12 protein-coding genes are annotated in these 21,087 nt (G+C 42.8%); 6 read left to right on the forward strand and 6 right to left on the reverse strand.

Annotated elements, in window-relative coordinates; translation table 11 throughout:
* The first annotated feature begins 49 nt into the window (after positions 1-49).
* Together RM347_RS04705 and RM347_RS04710 are read left to right on the forward strand one after the other, a co-directional pair.
* On the forward strand, positions 50-922 hold the full coding sequence (locus RM347_RS04705; RefSeq protein ID WP_322721537.1) for a hypothetical protein: 873 nt from the start codon (positions 50-52) through the stop codon (positions 920-922).
* Between the two features lie 107 nt (positions 923-1,029).
* Entirely contained in the window at positions 1,030-1,251 is a 222-nt protein-coding gene (locus RM347_RS04710; RefSeq protein ID WP_322721538.1) for a type II toxin-antitoxin system HicB family antitoxin, read from the forward strand.
* Positions 1,252-1,770: 519 nt separating this feature from the next.
* On the opposite strand, the gene RM347_RS04715 is transcribed toward RM347_RS04710, so the two are convergent.
* Positions 1,771-3,273 carry a glycosyltransferase family 39 protein gene (locus RM347_RS04715; protein WP_322721539.1) on the reverse strand — a complete coding sequence of 501 codons (1,503 nt, stop codon included), beginning with the start codon at positions 3,271-3,273 and terminating at the stop codon, positions 1,771-1,773.
* A 241-nt stretch (positions 3,274-3,514) separates the two neighbouring features.
* Here RM347_RS04715 and RM347_RS04720 point away from each other — a divergent pair, with 241 nt between their 5' ends.
* Positions 3,515-3,682, forward strand: a complete 168-nt coding sequence (locus RM347_RS04720; protein ID WP_322721540.1) for a hypothetical protein — start codon at positions 3,515-3,517, stop codon at positions 3,680-3,682.
* Positions 3,683-3,928: 246 nt separating this feature from the next.
* The gene (locus RM347_RS04725) at positions 3,929-10,582 is read left to right on the forward strand and encodes a hybrid sensor histidine kinase/response regulator (protein ID WP_322721541.1); all 6,654 of its coding nucleotides are present in this window, start codon (positions 3,929-3,931) and stop codon (positions 10,580-10,582) included.
* A gap of 63 nt (positions 10,583-10,645) precedes the next feature.
* On the opposite strand, the gene RM347_RS04730 is transcribed toward RM347_RS04725, so the two are convergent.
* From RM347_RS04730 to RM347_RS04745, 4 genes are all read right to left on the reverse strand, one after another.
* Complete coding sequence (locus tag RM347_RS04730) at positions 10,646-12,868, reverse strand: EAL domain-containing protein (protein WP_322721542.1); 2,223 nt, start codon at positions 12,866-12,868, stop codon at positions 10,646-10,648.
* A gap of 632 nt (positions 12,869-13,500) precedes the next feature.
* A complete protein-coding gene (locus RM347_RS04735; RefSeq protein ID WP_322721543.1) occupies positions 13,501-13,746 on the reverse strand; it encodes a hypothetical protein in 246 nt (81 codons plus the stop codon).
* 55 nt (positions 13,747-13,801) lie between these two features.
* Complete coding sequence (locus RM347_RS04740; RefSeq protein ID WP_322721544.1) at positions 13,802-18,133, reverse strand: ATP-binding protein; 4,332 nt, start codon at positions 18,131-18,133, stop codon at positions 13,802-13,804.
* Between the two features lie 270 nt (positions 18,134-18,403).
* Positions 18,404-18,646: a helix-turn-helix domain-containing protein gene (locus RM347_RS04745; RefSeq protein ID WP_322721545.1), complete on the reverse strand. Its 243-nt coding sequence runs from the start codon at positions 18,644-18,646 to the stop codon at positions 18,404-18,406.
* A 314-nt stretch (positions 18,647-18,960) separates the two neighbouring features.
* Here RM347_RS04745 and RM347_RS04750 point away from each other — a divergent pair, with 314 nt between their 5' ends.
* Both RM347_RS04750 and RM347_RS04755 read left to right on the forward strand, forming a co-directional pair.
* Positions 18,961-19,581: a DUF1003 domain-containing protein gene (locus tag RM347_RS04750; RefSeq protein WP_322721546.1), complete on the forward strand. Its 621-nt coding sequence runs from the start codon at positions 18,961-18,963 to the stop codon at positions 19,579-19,581.
* A 54-nt stretch (positions 19,582-19,635) separates the two neighbouring features.
* Positions 19,636-19,950, forward strand: coding sequence for a hypothetical protein (locus RM347_RS04755; RefSeq protein ID WP_322721547.1), 315 nt, complete (start codon positions 19,636-19,638; stop codon positions 19,948-19,950).
* 139 nt (positions 19,951-20,089) lie between these two features.
* Here RM347_RS04755 and RM347_RS04760 read toward each other — a convergent pair whose 3' ends face one another.
* The gene (locus RM347_RS04760) at positions 20,090-21,016 is read right to left on the reverse strand and encodes a phosphodiester glycosidase family protein (protein ID WP_322721548.1); all 927 of its coding nucleotides are present in this window, start codon (positions 21,014-21,016) and stop codon (positions 20,090-20,092) included.
* Positions 21,017-21,087: the final 71 nt, after the last annotated feature.

Below are 21,087 nucleotides of genomic sequence, written 5' to 3' on the forward strand. Positions count from 1 at the left end.
CGTTAGGCATTGTTAATGCACTTTACTTAATTGTTGAACTAAAAAATATATGACTTCGTTTTTTTGTGATGAGGCTGCTGAAGACGATGAATACAATGTTATTAGAGATAAACCAAGATTTTCACAAGATAAAGCATTTATTGAAGAAATGTGGTTGCAGTATAAACCATATGCAGATAGGCATTTTTTATTGGAAAGCAGAAAAAATTTTAAGCAACGTATATGGGAAATGTATTTGACATGTTCATTGATTGCAAAAGGATTTTCAATTACTTCAGATGATAAAGGCCCAGATATACGTATATTAAAAGAAGGGGTAGTAATTTGGATTGAAGCAGTAGCACCAAAAGCAGGTGAAGGAAATGATGCTGTTACAGAGCTGCAAGATCGAACTACTAGACGAGTTCCTGATGATCAGATTAAACTACGTTATCGTTCAGCTATTGGAGAAAAATACAACAAAAAGTATCAAAAATACATATTAAATCAAATAGTTAAGCCAAATGATTGTTACATTATCGCAATCAATGGCAGTGCGATACCATCTGCTAAACGTGAAACTGAGATTCCCAGAATTATTCGTAGTGTCCTTCCTTTTGGCAATGAAACTTTAATAATAGATGTTGAAAAACATGAACTTTTAGATCGATCTTATGAGTATCAAGATCAAGTAAGTAAAGTATCTGGTTCTTCAGTTTCAACAGATATTTTCCTGAATAATCAGTATGATGGGATAAGTGCAGTGCTATATTCATGTGTAGGTGTAGATTCTCTCAATAGTCCACAGGAGTTGGGAGATGATTTTGTGTTACTACACAATCCCCTTGCAAAAAATAAATTAGAGCGAGGATTGATTAAACTTGGTAGAGAATATTGGGTTGAAAATCCAATTTTGGAATGCACTAATTGGGTAAATCAATAAGTTGCTAAAAAACATGTTAACGAAACGTGTAAAGTAAATGAAACCAGGTTTGATATTCAAGGTGTACGTCAATATTTGATATTTCGTAACATTCAAGAGAAAATTATATGGAAAACTCTTTTACTGCTGTATATGAAAAGATAGATGATTGGTATATCGGCTACGTTCAAGAGTTACCTGGTGCAAATGTCCAAGAGAGAACTATGGAAGAAGCTAGAGAAAGCCTACGGGAAGCGATAGAGTTGATTCTAATCTCAAACCGGGAACTCGCAGAGCAGCAACTTTCCGGTAAAGATGTCGTCCGCGAACAGATTACTGTCAAATTATAGTGAAAAGACGTGAATTGATTCGCCATTTGGAAAAGAACGGCTGTTTGTTTCTTTGAGAGGGTGGAAGGCATACGATTTATTACAATCCATCAAACAACAGAACCTCGGCAGTTCCAAGACATACTGAGATTATTGATATTTTAGCTATCAAGATTTGCAAAGATTTGGAGATTTCCCCACCCTAGTGTTGTACTTGTACAGTGTGTTACGGCTTCCGTAACGCACCGAAAATCGGACGTAAATGGTGCATTATAGATTTCACGCTAACACAACGGCAATAAAGCGGGAGGAACATCTACACCACTTTGGGTGCATCCCAGTTTTTATTTTTTGATGAAATAATAAAATTTAACATGTCATTGCGAGGAACGAAGCAATCGCAATGGCTGGGATTGCTTTGTTCCTCGCAATGACGGAAGATTGTTAGATTTTGCAAAAGTGGGATGTTCCCCACCACTTTTGCCTCCCCTACAGCGAATTCAACCCACCTACTTATTACGAATTACGGTTACCGTCTTCTCAGTTTATAATATACCAAATACCATCAGTAGCTTTGGATAAAATATGATATCTTTTGTCAATCAATTCTAGAATCTTTGGAAACTTTTCTTTAATCAGAGTCTGATAGTTATTACTAATAAATATATAAGGAGGCTTGGATAAATCTAACTCCCTTAGAAGTTGTGGCCATTGCTCAGATAGAAATAATTCAAGTGACCATGCATTTAGTGATGTTGCTTGAGTACGAGCAGATAAATAATAAATAGACGGGTCACCAGCAACAAAAATCTCACCAGGCAAATTTCCTGGTTGAGAGAGAAAGTCAACTTCTGAACGAAGTAATGTATATTCCTTTCTAAATGCAGTTTGATATTTAAATTGTGTATCTTGAGTTAAAGCAAAATTATTCTGAACTAGAGGGATACTCTTGTATAGGATATTTAAGAAAAAAGGTAATAAAAATAAAAATGACACCAAAATCTTAGTTCGTGGTGAACTCAATTCTTTGAAAGGCTGCCATAATATATCTAAACCTTTAGCTGCTAAAATACCTGTAGGTACAAATAATAGTAAATATTGGTAACTCCACAGTGATCTGATTTGGAGAAAAATAATACCCAGCCCCAAAACAAACCAAACAACAAGTAGCAAAGTCAATAAATTCTTAGACTTACGCAATGATACATTTACTGCAACAATAGCCACTAAAACTAAAGTAACGAAATTCTTTAAGAACCATACTGTTCCAAACAGTAACTTAGATATCTTAACTGTTCCATTAGCAACCACCTGGCTGGGATATACAAAAAATGTCTGATATACAATTGATAAACTATTAACCGAAGCAAAGTAGCTGACAACAGCTAGAAGGGGAAAGATAATTCCTAGAAAAATTGGCAAGCAAATTTCAATAAATATTTTTTGAAAATTTTGATGTTTTATCAATACAGAATATAGCAAGATAGTTAGCCAAAAACCAAGCAAAATAGGCAAAAATATTAATTTAAATATCAGGACAATTCCACCCATAAACCCTGATATTAAAAGTTGAATAAATCTTTGCTTTCCTTCCTGATTAAAAGATTGAAAAGTCAGCCAAAGACATAAAAATAAAGGGAACCCAACTAGTGCTTCTAATTGAGTAAGCTGCCGTTGAGATGAAGAAAGATAGTAAACACAAACGGTTAATAAAGGTACTAAACTTGCTATTGTCTGATGCCGAAAATAGGTTTTTAGAGTCTGTTGCAATATTATAGATAAAACCACCATATAAATAAGTTCAAATATATGGATGCCAATCTCATTAAAACCAAACAAATTTCCTGCTAATAAATAAAAGTAATAAATTCCAGGTTGCTTTAGATCCCAAAAATCCCGATAGAGTACCTTTCCTTGTAGCATCTCCAAAGCACCTGTTGTAAATAGTGCTTGATCTCCTGAAAATGGAAAAGGTAAATGTATCAAACCAATTATGACAACAACGATCAAAACTAAAAAGTCAATTTTACTTAGTTTAGGCATACTAATCATCAACAGTTAATTTTCACTGATGTATAATATAATGAAGCTAATCAAAAACTCATAATCATTTTATAGAAATAAACTAAACTTGATTTAATTTTCCATACTAACCAAGCTAATTAAAGTTTAAGGCAACTAATTATACCAGTTAAATGTGCAATATTTGATTGATTTAGCTGTAAATTGATCACGAAAATTCATCGTTATCAAATAGTGATTTGATGAAAACGAGGCTTTTGGTTTGAATGCAAAAAATAGCAAGTCTGAAGAAATCATGATTTTTGCTTGGTTAGGGTTAGTTCATAAAGTGCGATCGCTAGATTGGGCTATTCGGCGTCGCAATTCAGAATTCAGCCAGTACCCAGTAGACACGCACATCACACTTGCGCCAAAATTGATGAAACATTAAATTCCCCCATTTCCCTTACTTCTCCCTTTTCTGGAGAAATATTTACCAGCTAGCTATGATTGATTATGATACTCCTTCAGAGGGCTAGCAGTACTACTAACTAAACAGCAGGTGCATGAAGGTTAAATTCACCCAAGTATTGCCAAAAAGTCAAGAAGCGTTAAGCATTACCTCAAAGTACCCCAAGTAGGTATGGGGCAAAAAAAATATAAAAAATTCCTAAAAAATACACATAAGGATAAGGCTATGGCAACCGAACAGTTGACTAGAGACAGCGATAATCTAGATTTAAATCAGCTACTGAGAACGCTGAATGCTGTTAAACAGGGTGACTTCTCGGCTCGGATGCCCATAGACCATACTGGTGTTGCGGGTAAAATAGCTGACACGCTCAATGATATTATTGATCAAAATGAGCGGATGGCGGCGGAGCTACAGCGAATTGGTAATGTTGTGGGCAAAGAAGGCAAAATTGCCGAACGCGCCTCTCTTGGGAATGTTCGTGGTTCCTGGTCAGATTGCGTTAATTCTGTCAATACTCTCATTACAGATTTAGTCCAGCCAACAGCTGAAACTACTCGTGTGATTCGGTCAGTTGCCAATGGTGATTTATCCCAAACGATCGCAACAGAAATTGATGGCAGACCCCTTCAAGGAGAGTTTCTCCAAACTGCTAATATCGTCAACACGATGGTGGATCGCCTCGGTTCCTTTGCATCGGAAGTCACGCGAGTTGCCCGTGAAGTGGGAACCGAAGGAAAGTTGGGCGTGCAAGCCGAAGTGCAAGGTGTTGCTGGCACCTGGAAAGATTTGACTGATAACGTTAACTTGATGGCGGGTAATCTCACTGGTCAAGTTCGTAACATCGCCGAAGTTGCCACTGCGATCGCTAATGGTGACTTATCCAAAAAAATCACTGTCGATGTGAAAGGCGAAATTCTGGAGTTGAAAAACACCGTCAATACAATGGTGGATCAACTTAATTCTTTTGCTAGTGAAGTAACAAGAGTTGCCCGTGAGGTGGGAACTGAAGGTAAATTGGGCGTGCAAGCCGAAGTTAAAGGAGTGGCAGGTACTTGGAAGGATCTGACAGATAACGTTAACTTGATGGCAGGGAATTTGACAGCCCAAGTCCGTAACATTGCGGAAGTGACAACGGCGGTAGCAAACGGCGACCTTTCCAAGAAAATTACTGTTGATGTCAAAGGCGAAATTTTAGAGTTGAAAAACACCGTCAACATCATGGTGGATCAACTTAATTCCTTTGCATCGGAAGTAACAAGAGTTGCCCGTGAGGTGGGTGCAGAAGGAAAATTGGGCGGTCAAGCAGAAGTTCGCGGGGTAGCGGGTACGTGGAAAGACCTTACCGATAGCGTGAATTTCATGGCGGGAAGCTTGACGGCACAAGTGCGGAATATTGCCGAAGTAACTACGGCTGTGGCAAATGGCGATTTATCTAAGAAAATCACCGTGGATGTGAAAGGTGAAATTCTGGAGTTGAAAAACACCATCAATACAATGGTGGATCAGCTTAATTCCTTTGCTAGTGAAGTTACAAGAGTTGCCCGTGAGGTGGGAACTGAAGGTAAGTTGGGCGTGCAAGCAGAAGTTAGGGGAGTTGCGGGTACTTGGAAAGACCTTACCGACAACGTTAACTTAATGGCGGGTAATCTCACCGGACAGGTGCGAAATATTGCCGAAGTTGCGACTGCGATCGCAAATGGCGATCTATCTAAAAAAATCACTGTCGATGTCAGAGGTGAAATTTTAGAACTCAAAAATACCATCAATATAATGGTGGATCAACTTAGTTCTTTTGCATCAGAAGTTACAAGGGTTGCCCGTGAGGTGGGCAGTGAAGGTAAACTGGGCGTGCAAGCCGATGTGCGCGGCGTGGCTGGCACTTGGAAAGATTTAACCGACAGCGTAAACTTCATGGCGGGAAGTTTGACGGCGCAGGTGCGGAATATTGCCGAAGTGACTACGGCGGTTGCAACTGGCGACTTATCCAAGAAAATCACTGTTGATGTCAAAGGTGAAATTCTGGAACTCAAAAATACCATCAACACAATGGTGGATCAACTCAATTCCTTTGCATCAGAAGTCACAAGGGTTGCCCGTGAGGTGGGAAGCGAGGGTAAACTGGGCGTGCAAGCAGAAGTGCGTGGCGTGGCTGGCACTTGGAAAGATTTAACCGACAGCGTGAATTTCATGGCGGGAAGCTTGACGGCGCAGGTGCGGAATATTGCCGAAGTAACTACGGCGGTTGCAACAGGCGACTTATCCAAGAAAATCACTGTTGATGTCAAAGGTGAAATTTTGGAGTTGAAAAATACCATCAACACAATGGTGGATCAACTCAGTTCCTTTGCAAGTGAAGTGACGCGAGTCGCCCGTGAAGTGGGAACTGAAGGTAAATTGGGCGTACAAGCGGAAGTGAAAGACGTTGCTGGCACTTGGAAGGATCTCACGGACAGCGTGAATTTCATGGCGGGAAGCTTGACGGCGCAGGTGCGGAACATTGCCGAAGTTACGACTGCGATCGCAAATGGTGATTTATCTAAGAAAATTACTGTTGCTGTCAAAGGCGAAATTCTGGAACTCAAGAATACCATCAATATAATGGTGGATCAACTCAATTCCTTTGCAAGTGAAGTAACACGGGTTGCCCGTGAGGTGGGAAGTGAAGGGAAGTTGGGCGTGCAAGCAGATGTGCGCGGCGTGGCTGGCACTTGGAAAGATTTAACTGACAGCGTAAACTTCATGGCAGGAAGCTTAACGGCACAGGTGCGAAACATTGCCGCCGTCACGACAGCTGTAGCTAATGGCGACTTATCTAAGAAAATCTCCGTTGATGTCAAAGGTGAAATTTTAGAGTTGAAAAACACCGTTAATACAATGGTTGATCAACTTAATTCCTTTGCAAGTGAAGTGACGCGGGTGGCGCGAGAGGTGGGTACTGAAGGTAAGCTGGGCGTACAAGCAGAAGTTAAAGGAGTAGCTGGGACATGGAAAGATTTAACTGACAGCGTAAACTTCATGGCGGGAAGTTTGACGGCACAGGTGCGGAACATTGCCGAAGTCACGACAGCTGTCGCAAACGGCGACTTATCCAAGAAAATCACCGTTGATGTGAAAGGTGAAATTCAAGAACTCAAAAACACCATTAACACAATGGTGGATCAGCTAAATTCCTTTGCATCAGAAGTTACAAGGGTTGCCCGTGAGGTGGGAACGGAAGGGAAATTAGGCGTGCAAGCTTACGTCAGAGGAGTTGCTGGGACTTGGAAAGATTTAACAGACAACGTTAACTCGATGGCGGGGAACCTCACCGGACAAGTTCGTAATATCGCGGAAGTTACCAAGGCGGTAGCTAATGGCGACCTTTCTAAGAAAATTACCGTCGATGCCAAAGGCGAAATTTTGGACTTGAAGAACACCACCAACACAATGGTGGATCAACTTAGTTCCTTTGCAAGTGAAGTAACGCGGGTGGCGCGAGAAGTAGGAACTGAAGGAAAGTTAGGCGGACAAGCGCAAGTCCAAGGTGTTGCAGGGACTTGGAAGGATTTAACTGATAACGTTAACTCAATGGCGGGGAACTTAACGGCACAAGTGCGCGGTATTGCCAGAGTTGTGACGGCGGTTGCTAACGGTGACTTGAAACGAAAACTGATGCTAGATGCCAAGGGAGAAATTGAAACTTTGGCAGAGACAATCAACGAGATGATTGATACTCTAGCGACATTTGCCAATCAAGTAACCACGGTAGCAAGGGAAGTGGGAATTGAAGGGAAGTTAGGCGGACAAGCTAGAGTACCTGGGGCGGCTGGGACTTGGAAAGATTTAACAGATAATGTGAACGAACTTGCTGCTACACTTACCACCCAGTTGCGAGCGATCGCAGAAGTTGCTACAGCTGTAACTAAAGGCGATTTAACCCGTTCAATTGCCGTCGAGGCACTAGGCGAAGTAGCGATACTCAAAGACAACATCAACCAGATGATTGCCAACCTGCGGGAGACAACGCAGAAAAACACCGAACAAGACTGGTTAAAAACTAACTTAGCCAAGTTTACTCGAATGCTCCAAGGTCAGCGAGACTTGGAAACTGTATCTAAACTAATTCTCTCAGAACTAGCACCCTTGGTAGGAGCGCAACACGGCGTATTCTTCCTCATGGACTCCCTTGAAAATACAGCGTATTTGAAACTAATTAGTAGCTACGCTTACCGCGAACGCAGACATTTAGCTAACCGTTTTCACTTGGGTGAAGGTTTGGTGGGACAATGCGCTTTAGAAAAAGAGCGAATTCTGCTGACGGAAGTACCGAACGATTATGTCAAAATTTCCTCTGGTTTAGGTGAAGCGTCTCCGCTTAATGCCGTGGTGTTACCTGTACTTTTTGAGGGGCAAGTGACAGCAGTCATTGAACTAGCTTCCTTCCGCCGCTTTAGCGAAATTCATCTGACATTCTTCGACCAACTTACCGAAAGTATAGCGATCGTCCTCAACACGATCGCAGCATCCATGCGAACTGAAGAATTACTCAAGCAATCGCAATCTTTGGCTGAAGAACTCCAAACCCAGCAAAGCGAACTCCGGGAAACCAACAAGCGCTTAGAACAACAAGCGCAATCACTCAAAACCTCTGAGGATTTACTCAAAGGACAGCAAGAAGAACTGCAACAAACCAACGCCGAATTAGAAGAAAAGGCAGAGTTGTTGGCTATGCAGAAGAAAGAAGTCGAGCGCAAAAATCGAGAAATTGAACAAGCAAGACTGTCTTTGGAAGACAAGGCTGAACAACTCGCCCTCTCCTCAAAATACAAATCAGAATTTCTTGCCAACATGTCCCATGAACTGCGGACACCGCTGAACAGCTTGTTGATTTTGGCGAAGTTGTTAACAGATAACATTGATCACAACCTCACCGCCAAGCAAGTCGAATATAGCCAGACAATTTACTCAGCAGGCACTGATTTGTTGGCGTTGATCAATGACATTCTGGATCTCGCTAAAATTGAATCTGGAACTATGTCGATTGACATGACCCAAATGCCATTGACAGAGTTGGGCGATCAGACTGAGCGTACCTTCCGACAAATAGCTCAGAGCAAAGGACTTGCCTTCGCAATTGAATTTACTCCCGAATTGCCACTCACCATCTATACAGATGTCAAACGCTTACAACAGGTATTGAAAAATCTCCTCTCCAATGCTTTTAAATTTACAGAGCAAGGGGAGGTACGTTTACGGATTGCGGTGGCGAAACAGGGATGGAGCAACGACCACGAAACTTTAAATCGTGCCCAGATTGTCATTGCCTTCTCAGTCAGCGATACAGGCATTGGCATTGCCCCCGACAAACAGAAAGTGATTTTTGAGGCATTCCAGCAAGCTGATGGCTCTACCAGTCGGAGATACGGTGGCACCGGATTGGGCTTATCAATTAGCCGCGAAATCGCCCGTCTCTTTGGCGGCGAAATTAAATTAATCAGTCAACCCGGTCAAGGTAGTACCTTTACATTCTACTTACCACAATTCGGTTCCGAGTCACGATCGCTGAGTCCTGAGTCTACATCGATCCTCTCCACTCCCCATTACCTCTTATCCCCAGAGGGGGCCCCACCTTCCCCACTCGCCATTAACCCTTATCCCCAGAGGGGGCCCCACCTTCCCCACTCGCCACTGCTAAATGACGATCGCACTACTATTGAAAGAGGCGACCGCGTGTTACTAATTGTCGAAGATGACATTAATTTTGCGCGTATCCTTCTAGATATGGCGCAACAACAAGGATTCAAGGTGATAGCTGCTCAAACCGGCAGTACAGGTTTGATGTTAGCGCAGCAATTTCTGCCTTCAGCCGTTTTACTAGATATCCGGTTGCCAGAAATGGATGGTTGGACGGTATTGGATCGCCTGAAACATGACCCAAATACCCGTCACATTCCTGTACATATCATGACTGTTGAAGAAGGAAGACAGCGTGGTTTGCAATTAGGTGCGATCGCATATCTGCAAAAGCCCTTAACCAGCGAGACAATATCCGAGGCGTTGACCAAAATTAAAGGTTTTGTTGAGCGCCAGGTGAAAAATTTATTGGTAGTTGAAGACGACGACATTCAACGGCTGAGTATTGTTGAGTTGATTGGCAACAGCGATGTTTCGACCACTGCTGTGGCTACTGGTGCAGCAGCCCTAGAAGCAATTAGCACCCAGCATTTTGATTGTCTTGTCCTTGATTTAGGGCTACCCGACATGACCGGGTTTGAACTGATTGAGCAGATAAAACTTCTACCTCACGGCAAAACTTTACCAATTATTGTCTACACAGGTAGAGAAATTAGCAAAGCTCAAGAAACTGAACTCAGACGAATTGCCGAAACAATCATCATTAAAGATGTGCGATCGCCTGAACGTCTCCTCGATGAAACAGCATTATTTTTACACCGAGTCCAAGCAAATTTACCTGCACCCAAGCGACAAATACTCGAACAACTGCATTCACAAGACTACTTACTCACTGGCAAAAAAGCGCTAATTGTAGACGACGATGTGCGTAATATCTTCGCCCTTACCAGTATGCTAGAGCGTTATCAAATCCAGGTTATATATGCTGAAAACGGCAGAGAGGGAATCGCTCTGTTGGAAACTACAGAAGATATTGATGTCGTTTTGATGGACGTAATGATGCCAGAAATGGATGGTTACGAAACAACACGCTTAATCCGCCAAAACGATCAATTTAAATCTTTGCCGATTATTGCACTGACCGCTAAAGCCATGCAAGGCGATCGCGAGAAGTGTATTGAAGCAGGTGCATCAGACTACATCACCAAACCCGTAGATACCGAACAATTGCTTTCGCTGTTGCGTGTTTGGCTATACCGTTAAGGGAATAGACTTCTTGCAGAAGTTCAGTGCATCGCTGGGGACAATGATCTCAAACTATTGTCATTATTTTCCATCCCCTTTAGGGGATTCACAATCCATCTGCATCACACAATTTCTTCCTTGTGCTTTTGCCTGGTAGAGTCCCTGGTCAGCAGCAGCAATTAAGGTTGCAGGAGATAATTGGCTACGAGGAGTGATGGTTGCCACACCAAGACTGAGTGTGATGAATTCACCGACCTGAGAATGGGGATAAAGCATTTTTAATCCACTAACATTAGTCTGAATATCTCTTGCAACTGCAATAGCCCCTTCGACATCAGTATTAGGCAAAATGACTGCAAACTCTTCTCCACCATAACGAGCAACTAAATCTGTGGGGTGTTTAACTGACTGAGAGATTGCTTTGGCAACCTGTCTGAGTGCATCATCTCCTGCCAGATGTCCATGCGTATCGTTATAAAGCTTAAAGTAATCGACATCACACAAAATCAAAGATAGCGAACCTTGCTCTCGTGCCAATCGTTGCCATTCTGCGTTTAACGTGTCATCAAAGCAGCGTCGATTTGCCACTTGGGTTAGACCATCCGAACAGGCAAGGCGTTGTAACTCCTGGTTTGCTTGTTGTAATTGGCGGTAAAGTTCTGATTGCTGAATAGCGATCGCAGCTTGACCTGCTAACTGGTTAAATAAATTAATCTCCGATTGCTGCCATTGTCTAGGATGACGGCATTGGTGAGCGATCAATAGTCCCCACAAACGCTCTTGCTGCAAAATAGGTACGACAAGGTTTGCCCGGATTTGCAGACTCTGGAGGAGTTCAATATGACAAAGCGATAGTCCCGCATTTTCAACGTCTTCGATCGCTCTGGTGTTACCTTGTTGGTAGTAAGTTGCCCGCGTGGATTTAAAACATGTGTCCATGACGTGAAATCCCAGAATGGACATACACCCTTGTGCTAAGGATTCTACAGCAACTAACCCACTCCAGTCTGGCTTAAACTGATAGATCACCACTCGATCTACGTCAAACAGTTGTCGCACCTCATCTACCGTGATTTGCAAAATCTCGTCTAACTCCAACGATTGTCGAATGCGCTGCGTCACAGCCGCAACAATTCGCTCGGACTCGCTTTGGTGTTGAACTTGCTGCTCAACTAGCTGACAATTTGCTGATGCTATTAATGCGATCGGATCAAAATGAGGGGTTGTGGTCACAGGCACTGCACTGGGTTTAGCAATCAAATAGCCTTGAGCAAGAGTTGCACCTCGTTCCCGCAGCCAGTTCAGTTCCTCAATGCACTCAATTCCTTCAGCAACAGTTTGGATGTTTAACTTTTGAGTAATCTCTAGAAGCTTCTCGGTAATCAAGGCTTTGTAAAGGTTTTTATGCACATCTCGAATTAACTCCATGTCCAGCTTAATAAAGTCTGGACGTAACTGATGCAGCAAGTTTAGGCTGGAATAGCCAGAACCGAGGTCATCAAGGGCGACTAAAAACCCTGCATCTCGGTAGTATTGAAGCACTGCCTTGAGGTGGTCTAAATCTTGAGGCTTGTCTGACTCTACGACTTCAAAGACAACCCGCTCATGGGAAATACCGGCAGCATCAATTGCCTCCACCGTACTATGTAGGCAAAAAGCTGGGTCATAAAGTGACGTTGGTGCAAAATTTATGAAGATGTGCCCACTCACTTGATAGCGGCTGAATTGAGTGATTGTGCTGAGGCGAGCAACTTGGTCGATTTGTGGTATGAGTCCGGCTTCGGTTGCTAACTCCAGAATTGTCCCCGGTAACACTAAATTGCCTTCTTCATCCAGTCCTCGCAAGAGCGATTCATATCCAAAAATCTGCGATGTATCGTTAATTGAGACAATTGGTTGGAAGTAACTGGTGAATCGTTCCGTTGCCAGCATTTCAACCAGCCAGTCAGATTGGTTGAACTTTATGAAGCGTTGTAATGAGACTATGTCACTAAAATCCTGGAGTTGAGGTTGGATAGTACCTCGAATGAAAAGGACTTGTGTCTCCTTTAATTCTCTCGGTGCAAGTAGTTGGGCCAGATTACGGGCAATTTCTTGAGATTGTCCGGGTCTACAGTCTAAACTCAGACCTGGTCGCTCGTGCATCAATTCATACTTAAGGGCAGACTGCTCTAGGTAGGAGGTAACTTTTTTTAGGGTATGTGAAACGGGGAACCAGAGAAAGAGCCTACCTGCCTCCTTAGTCCAGCAGCGTGCAACATTGCGACAAGCACAGGTTTTGGAGATAGGACATATTTGGCTCATAGCTAACTAATTTGCTTAATCCGATTTACTTTATTATTCCCATTATTTTAACTAGAAAAGATAAACTACACTTCAAGTAGATGAAGATTTGATGAGTTAGATAAACTGAATAATTTAGTCGAGTTGGTGAGTCATCAACACATCCTCAAATTTATCCTAAATGCTCAATTAATTGCTGGTAAATTTCGTGTAATGAAGGAAGTTAACTAGTAGTTACATCAACGATTAAAGTTACCAAAAAAAGCAGAAATCAGCCTTAATAGGTAGAATTTTTAGCTGGATTAATTACGATAAAATATATATTTATTAAAAATGAATCTAGCCTTAATAAACAACAAAAGCTTTCAAACAAGTCAATAAAGTATTTCCTATTTTGGCTCGACTTTATCGAAAATTAAGAACTCGGTTTTCTTTATCCGGCAAAAACCCTGGCTTTTTGGCAAATACTTTTTCCACGTCACAGATTATCGATGAAGTTAAAAAAGTAAAAATACCGTCCTAGGTTTCAGTGATAGCGTTCGTGCAACCACTCCGCAGGAGTATCGCGTTGTGAAAAAATGGATAAAGTCGAGCTTAGATAAAATGCATAATTTAAGTTGGAAACTGCTGTATACCCAGTCCTCAATCCCTTATTATACGAACAAAAAGAAAGCAATTAAAATGGCGCTGAGAACAATAGCGAACCCAATAGCGTATTCAACTCTGCGACTAAAAAATCCTATGGCGGCGATCAGGGCGATCGCTAGCCCGATAATCCCAAAATACTGCTCTTTTTGTAAACCGCGGGCAATTAGTGGATCTGTGCTTGGTGAGGGTGTTTCTTGAATTGTTTTTGGGGAAATATCTGATGCTGGTATTGCTTGTACGAATAAATTCATAAATTCCTCCCGTATGGACATTCATTTACGCAGTTTATGCAGAGCAGCCGAACACTTAGCTATTCCCACTTCTGCCAATTAGAGTTGCAATTGCCTTGACTAACTCCTCTGGTTCGACGGGTTTGGACATGTGCTTTTGAAACCCTGATTCGAGTGCTTGTTGCTGGTTAATTTCTCCTGCATAAGCAGTTAAAGCGATCGCCGGAATTTGTTTGGCTTGTTTTGCCTGCAATACTTTAATTTGCTGCATCATCATATAGCCATCGGTCTCTGGCATCCCAATATCACTGAGCAGAATATCTGGTTCTGACTCTGCCAATACTTGCAGTGCTTCTTTTGCTGATGACACAGCAGTTACCCTTGCTCCAGCCTGCTCTAACAAAAATGTGTGGAAGTCACGGGTATCATTGTCGTCATCCACAACTAAGATTTGAACGCCTGCAAGGATTTCAGTCACAGGAGAAGGATTTAATGCAGCAATATTTATGTGTTGTTTTGGGATTAAATCTTTTTTAATTAGCGGTAGCCTGACCCTAAAAATAGCTCCTTGCCCTTCACCTAAACTTTCTGCCCAAATCGTGCCGCCATGTAATTCTATCAAATGACGGACAATTGCTAACCCTAACCCCAAACCACCAAATTTTCGGGTTGTCGTGCCGTCAGCCTGACGAAAATATTCAAACACATAAGGGAGAAAGTCAGGGCTGATTCCCTTACCTGTATCGCTGACGGTAATCTGAGCTTGAGTGTCAATACGCTCTAGTTTAATATCAATTTTTCCTCCTTCAGGAGTGAATTTAACAGCATTTGATAACAGATTCCAAATCACTTGTTGTAAACGACTGGAATCACCCAAAACTTGTCCGAAAGAAGCATCCAGCATCGTCTGAATTTGAATATTTTTAGCTTCTGCTGCTAAACGCACTGTCTCCAATCCCCCCTCAATCACAAGCACTAAGTTGACAGGAAACATATTGAGGTTGAGCTTACCTTGTAGGATGCGAGAGACATCGAGCAAATCTTCAATTAGTTGAGCTTGTAATTTAGCATTCCGCTCGATGGTTGCAATAGCTTTCTTCACGCCTGCTGCGTCAAACTCACGAGTCTGCAAGAGTCTGGCCCAACCAAGAATGGGATTGAGAGGCGATCGCAATTCATGAGAAAGTACCGCCAGAAACTCATCTTTAACGCGGTTGGCTCTTTCGGCTTCAGTTCTGGCAGCTTGCTCAAGTTGGAAGAGGCGATCGCGTTCGCCTTCTGCTACTTTGCGTTCTGTAATATCAATCACTGAGCCAATGTAACCTTTGAACTCACCATCCACCCCAAACCAGGGATTAGCTGCGTCGAGGCAAGAGCGATATTCACCATCTTTGCGCCGCAAGCGGTACTCCATACGAAACGCCTCGCAGCGGGCGCTAGCTGTCAGGAAAACATTCTTGGCGTAATTGCAGTCCTCTGGATGCAAGGCATTCAACCATTCAAATCCCAGACCCGTTTTCTCGCTTTGACCTGTAAAGTCGTACCAGCTGTTACTGAGATAGGTGCAGTAGCTATCGGTATCGGTGACCCAGACCATGAAGGGGGCATTGTCAGCCATGCTGCGGAACCGTTCTTCGCTCGCACGAAGGGCTTTCTCTGCCTGTTTGCGATCGCTGATCTCTGTAACAAAAATGCTTACTCCAAAAGCATTGGGGTAGACGCGATTCTCAAACCAGCGCTGCCAAGCGGGATAAAAGTATTCAAACTGAACAACCGTCTGTTGTGCGAATGCCCGATGAACCTGAGTAGAAAACTCGCTTTTGACCACATCTGGAAACACTTCCCAAATGATCCTACCTAGCAACTCTTCCTTTGGTATCCCAACAACTTCCGCTACCCGCTCATTGACAAAGCTATAACGCCATTCTCGATCCAACACAAAGAACTGGTCTTGGATGCCAGCTAGAACTGTCTCTAAGTGTACTTTTGCAGTCTCAGCTTCAATCCGCAGCCCTTGTTCGCGTTGCATTGCCTCCTGGCGGAGACGAGCCATTTTTAGGGCTGCCTCTACCCGCGCCAACAATTCACGGGCAGAGAACGGTTTAATCAGATAATCATCGGCTCCCGCTTGTAACCCTTCTACCCGTGCCTCTTCCCCTGCCCGTGCCGACAACAGGATGATTGGAACTTTGCTCGTCTGCGGATCAGCTCGTAATTCTTGCAACAGTCTAAAGCCATCTAATCCAGGCATCATGACGTCTGTCAGTACCAAGTCTGGGACACGCCCACGAGCAGAATCCAAAGCAGCTAAACCATCCGGCACTGATTCTACCTCATACTGCTGACTTAATAGCAGTCGCTTGACATAATCTCGCATATCTGAATTGTCGTCAGCGAGGAGAATTCGGGGGGAGGAACGGAGTGGCAGGGGGCCAGAGGAGGCAAGGGAAGAATCTATATATGATATGTAGTCTTCTTGAACAATTTCTTCTCCCCCTGCTTCTCTTCTCTCCCTGCTCCACGCCACTTGCTCTATGCCGGGAAACCCGTCCACCGCAGTGGCTCCCCTGCTCTCTTCTTGCGGTAGCCAACGTAAGGCTTCTTCGAGATAGGGTGTTGCACCTAATGCGGTTGATACTAAAGTTCGTGGGGCACTAATCCGCTCTGGAGGCAAATGAGCAGATCCTGTTGGAATTGATACAGTAAAGCAACTGCCTACTCCTAGAACACTGGTGACATGGACTGTTCCACCGTGCATTTGCACCAATTCTTGCACCAGTGATAATCCAATTCCCGATCCTTCAAAAGTTCGTCCTTGCGCCCCTTTGACGCGGTGGAATCGTTCAAAAAGGTGGGGGATTTCTGCTGCTGGGATACCGATTCCTGTGTCTTTTACTGCGAACTCAATATGGTCATTTGACCACTGTAAGCTGACTGTAATTTCTCCAGCCATTGTGAACTTGAATGCATTCGATAGCAGGTTAAGAACAATCTTTTCCCACATCTCTCGATCTACATACACTGGTGCTGGAAGGGAAGGACAATTGACTGATAGCTGCATCCCTGCCCGTTCTACCGCTGAACGAAATACACTAGCTAGTTCTGCGGTGAAGGTGGCAAGGTTGGTGGGTTCATAAGAGGCTTGAACCCGTCCGGCTTCAATGCGCGAGAAGTCTAGCAGGCTGTTGACCAGTTTCAGCAGGCGGAGTCCGTTGCGCTGCACCATTTCTAACTGCTCCCGATCTTTAGCTGGAAGCAGGGCGGCACAATTGGTTAAGGTTTCCTCTAGTGGCCCCAACATCAGGGTCAGTGGGGTACGGAACTCGTGGCTGACGTTGCTGAAGAAGACGGTTTTAGCCCGATCAATTTCTGCCAAGGCTTCAGCGCGTTTGCGTTCTTCCTCGTAAGCTTGGGCGTTAGCGATGCTGGCTGCAATTTGAGCTGCAACTAAATCGATGAATCCTTTATAGTTGTCATCGAATAGCCTGAAGGGGTTCAAACCAGCAATCAAGATACCAGCTTTTCCCGTTTGACCGGATGGGGCAATCGGTACAGCGATCGCTTGATGGGGCGATCGCTGCCAAACACCACAAGGTAGGCTACTAAAAGACACTTCTAAATTAGAAATCAGTTTTGCCTGATGCGTTCTGATAACTTCCGCAAAGGGCCAAACGCAATCAGAATCGAGAGCCACTGTTTCCGGAACTGCTACGTGGTTTTGCCCGATGCAGCAGCTTCCAGCCAGAAAAGTTTGCTGCTGATCTGGATCAACCAGATAAATCATTGCGAAAGGCAAGTCGTAAGGGTTGCTTTCCAAACAACTCGCACTCAGCGTACAAGCTTCATCGAATGTCCGTGCGTCTGCTGTCCTAGCCGCTAGTTCGCGCAACAGTGCCAACTGACGCTCACCGATGATCCGTTGCGTGTCGTCTGTGTTCGCACAGATGATCCCACCTGTGTCGCCCTGGTCATTAGGAACTGGGCTATATGAAAAAGTGTAATAGGTTTCCTCCGGGTAGCCGTTGCGCTCCATAATTAGCAGCAGTGCTTCGTCGTAAGTGCCCTCATTTTTCAGCATCGCTGATTCTGCTCTAGGCCCAACCTGATCCCATATTTCCCGCCACACGTAGGAAGCTGGCTGCCCCAGGGCTTCTGGATGCTTGCCGCCAATAATAGCCTTGTAAGCGTCGTTGTAAAGGTTAATTAGTTCCTCACCCCACCAGACAAACATAGGTTGACGGGAAGTCAGCATAATCCGCACGGCAGTCTTCAAGCTCTGTGGCCACTGCTGTGTTGGGCCAAGAGATGTTTTTGACCAGTCCCGTTCTCGCATCCGCGCACCCATTTCACCCCCGCCGAAAAGGAAATTTACGTCGGCGTTGCTTGCTGACGTTGACTCGTTCTTCATGAATTCCTCTCGATTGGTCATGCGTCGGTTACAGAACTACATCTGTGGTTGTCTTTTGGTCAAAATCCTCTCTAAATCAGACGTTTACGCTTATAAACAGTCATTTTTGAGGATATTCAAGAGCATATACAGCGTAAAATCCCAACTCTGCTGTGACTTTTCAAAGCATTGAAATCGTCTTTTTGGGGCAAGTTGCTGTTTTGGCTATTTTTATTGTCACCTTTATATCATCGATATTCCAAGCTACCAAGGCTGATTCTCATTCAGAACTCACAAAGCCTGCTCATCTTCTCGGAAGTATGTTTCCTTAAGAATTTGACCACGTTCACCTAACTCATTGAGTAAGCTACTAATTCGCTGTATTGCTAAAGGAGAAGGTGCTACATATCCATTTTCCCAACGATTAATTGTTGGGAAAGTGACGCCAAACTCGGCAGCAAATTTTTCTTGAGACAGATTTAATTCTTGCCGCAGGGCACGAACTAGTTTTCCAAAATTAGGTTGCTTCGACACAAGTAGGCTTCTACTGTGAGGCATATAGATCAAAGTTTATAAAGCACTATATATTATCAATCTTTACGACAGAGTATTCTTTTGCGTCTATTACTCCTGAGATAGAGATTGTAATCTCAAGTCGGAGCATCACAACATTTATCATAAGTTTAATTTATCATTTCAACAAACAAGACTATTTGATTTTATTCTATAAGTCGCTTTATCCTGAAATCAGTAGAGATTGGAACTTTGAACAAATACAAGCTTTTGGCTAAGTAATTAACTCTCCAAATCTCTAGTGCTATCAAACTTAGGTGAAAATGAGGTGCAACATGAATCCTGCCAAATCATCAACCAGCAATGTCAATACCCAAAAGCAACTGTTAGAAAAAGTTGAAGTCAACAAATCAACACTTGGTCAACGAGTAGCTGATGCGATGGCAGCGAGAGTGGGGTCTTGGTCATTTTTAATTGGGCAGAGTACTGTGTTAGCAGCATGGGTAGGATTGAACCTCACTCCTGGAGTGCCTCACTGGGATCAATCACCCTTTATTTTGCTCAACCTGGTGTTTTCCTTTGCCTCTGCCTATACTGCACCCATTGTTTTGATGAGTCAAAATCGTCAGTCTGATATAGAGCGGCAAAAGAATGAGTATGACCATTTGGTAAATTGTCAAGCTGCACAAAATATTGAATTGCTGCATGAAAAACTTGACACATTACAAGCTCAACAAATACAAGAACTGACTCAAATTGTTAAACAGCAGCAGCAAGCGCTCAATGAAATTAAAGCAAGTGTTTTGCCGACAATTAAAGAGCAACAGCAATTTATTAGTGAGATAAAAGTAGGTGTCTTACCAGGATTGAAAGGGCAAAATAATTCTAAATTGCCCAAAGAAGTTTTAGTGTATCTACCTTTCAACTTTGAGAAATCAAAAGAGGACAACAGCTAAATGCTAGAGCAGCAGATTGATTGCCCCACCAGGCCCAAGACAAGTGCAATGATCATGAAACTTTTCCAAATCACTTTAGTGGTCTTAGTACTTTTGATCAACTTAGTAATTGCTTTCCCCTCCTGGGCAGAAAGTACGCCTTCTTTAACTAGCAAACCTAACTACTTTGAAGTTGGACAAAAAGTCATTTGGCTTTACAAGCCTCGCGCGGATTCTAGCGATGTCCAAAGAATTCCCGCTGAAGTTGTCAAGTTAAGTTCCAAGCAAGTGCAAATCAAGGTGTACAAACATAATCACGAATTTGTTAATCGTTGGGTGAATCCAAACAAGCTTGAGAATTCGCAAAAAGTTAAAGAGTCAGTACTATAAAATTGAGTTATATGGAAGTAAATTTAGTAGAGCACGGCGTAAATTCAGCTTCCATGTCAATTAACCAAACAACAAGGGGATTTTGCCCCTTGTTAAAAGTAGACAAGCTTCCGCCACAGTGTATTAGTCCTGAACTATTTTATTTTTTATAAATCAAAAAAACTGAACCAATCGGCCCAAGGTTTTCTACATAAGTTTTCTGGTTATAATACAATCCTGGAGACATACCTCCATCAAATAATATTCCTTCTTGAATCTTACCTAAACAGTTATTGCTAGCAATACCTTCTAGGACATTATCAAACATATCTGGCAGTAACTCTTGATTAACTTGAGATAATTCAATATCTGAATTAGCTTTCAAATCATTAACTAATAAGATTACATAGCCTTGATTAGTAACAGCTGCTAGAGAGCGATTAGTTGCATTTTTACAGGCAAATTCTCCCAAATCTTGACAAATATCTTTAAACTTACCCTGACGATAGAATCTGCCATTACCGCCCACTAAATTGTAATTGAGAATATCACTTTTTCTTCTGCCAGCTTGGATAGTAGCCTGTCGCTGCTGGGGTATACCTCCTGATATCCCAAAGGAAGAACGTTTATTTTTAAATGCTCCTGAATACTCGACGCCGCGAGAAATGTTTAAGCCTTGTGGTTTATCGTCAGTACCTATATAGTCGGCATTAATTGCGGCAATAGGTAGCTGTCCGTTTAATTTGGCATTCTCACCGCTGATGAGTTCACGAAACTGTTTTGGGACATATTCTTTACGCAGTTTCCCCCTAGCATCTTTGGCGTAGAGTTTATGAGATAGACCAACATTAACTTTGAAATCTAATTCTGCTGATTTGGGATTAAAAATAATCACATTGTTAATACCTCTTTGATTTTTTTTACCTTGATTATTGGTTTTAAAAAAATCAATACTGAACTTAGCATCTTTACCAGGGCAAATTTTAGATGCTTTTGGGACTGAATTTGCTTCAATCTCTTGGCAACCTGATAATAAGCTTGCGCCAACGATCAAGATAAATAAGAAAAATAATTTTTTTGTATACATAATAATCCAAAAAAAACCGCTATAGAAATACTATAGCGGGGAATAATTTAAAATTTCAGTCTGGAGTTTAT

This window comes from Nostoc sp. ChiQUE02, assembly GCF_034531305.2.
In the GTDB taxonomy this organism is placed as follows: domain Bacteria; phylum Cyanobacteriota; class Cyanobacteriia; order Cyanobacteriales; family Nostocaceae; genus Nostoc.

Bases quoted from the DNA above. Each gene is read 5' to 3' on its own strand.
- RM347_RS04705 (WP_322721537.1), top strand. From the start codon at position 50: ATGACTTCGTTTTTTTGTGATGAGGCTGCTGAAGACGATGAATACAAT.
- RM347_RS04710 (WP_322721538.1), top strand. From the start codon at position 1,030: ATGGAAAACTCTTTTACTGCTGTATATGAAAAGATAGATGATTGGTAT.
- RM347_RS04715 (WP_322721539.1), bottom strand. From the start codon at position 3,273: ATGCCTAAACTAAGTAAAATTGACTTTTTAGTTTTGATCGTTGTTGTC.
- RM347_RS04725 (WP_322721541.1), top strand. From the start codon at position 3,929: ATGGCAACCGAACAGTTGACTAGAGACAGCGATAATCTAGATTTAAAT.
- RM347_RS04730 (WP_322721542.1), bottom strand. From the start codon at position 12,868: ATGAGCCAAATATGTCCTATCTCCAAAACCTGTGCTTGTCGCAATGTT.
- RM347_RS04735 (WP_322721543.1), bottom strand. From the start codon at position 13,746: ATGAATTTATTCGTACAAGCAATACCAGCATCAGATATTTCCCCAAAA.
- RM347_RS04740 (WP_322721544.1), bottom strand. From the start codon at position 18,133: ATGAAGAACGAGTCAACGTCAGCAAGCAACGCCGACGTAAATTTCCTT.
- RM347_RS04750 (WP_322721546.1), top strand. From the start codon at position 18,961: ATGAATCCTGCCAAATCATCAACCAGCAATGTCAATACCCAAAAGCAA.
- RM347_RS04755 (WP_322721547.1), top strand. From the start codon at position 19,636: ATGAAACTTTTCCAAATCACTTTAGTGGTCTTAGTACTTTTGATCAAC.
- RM347_RS04760 (WP_322721548.1), bottom strand. From the start codon at position 21,016: ATGTATACAAAAAAATTATTTTTCTTATTTATCTTGATCGTTGGCGCA.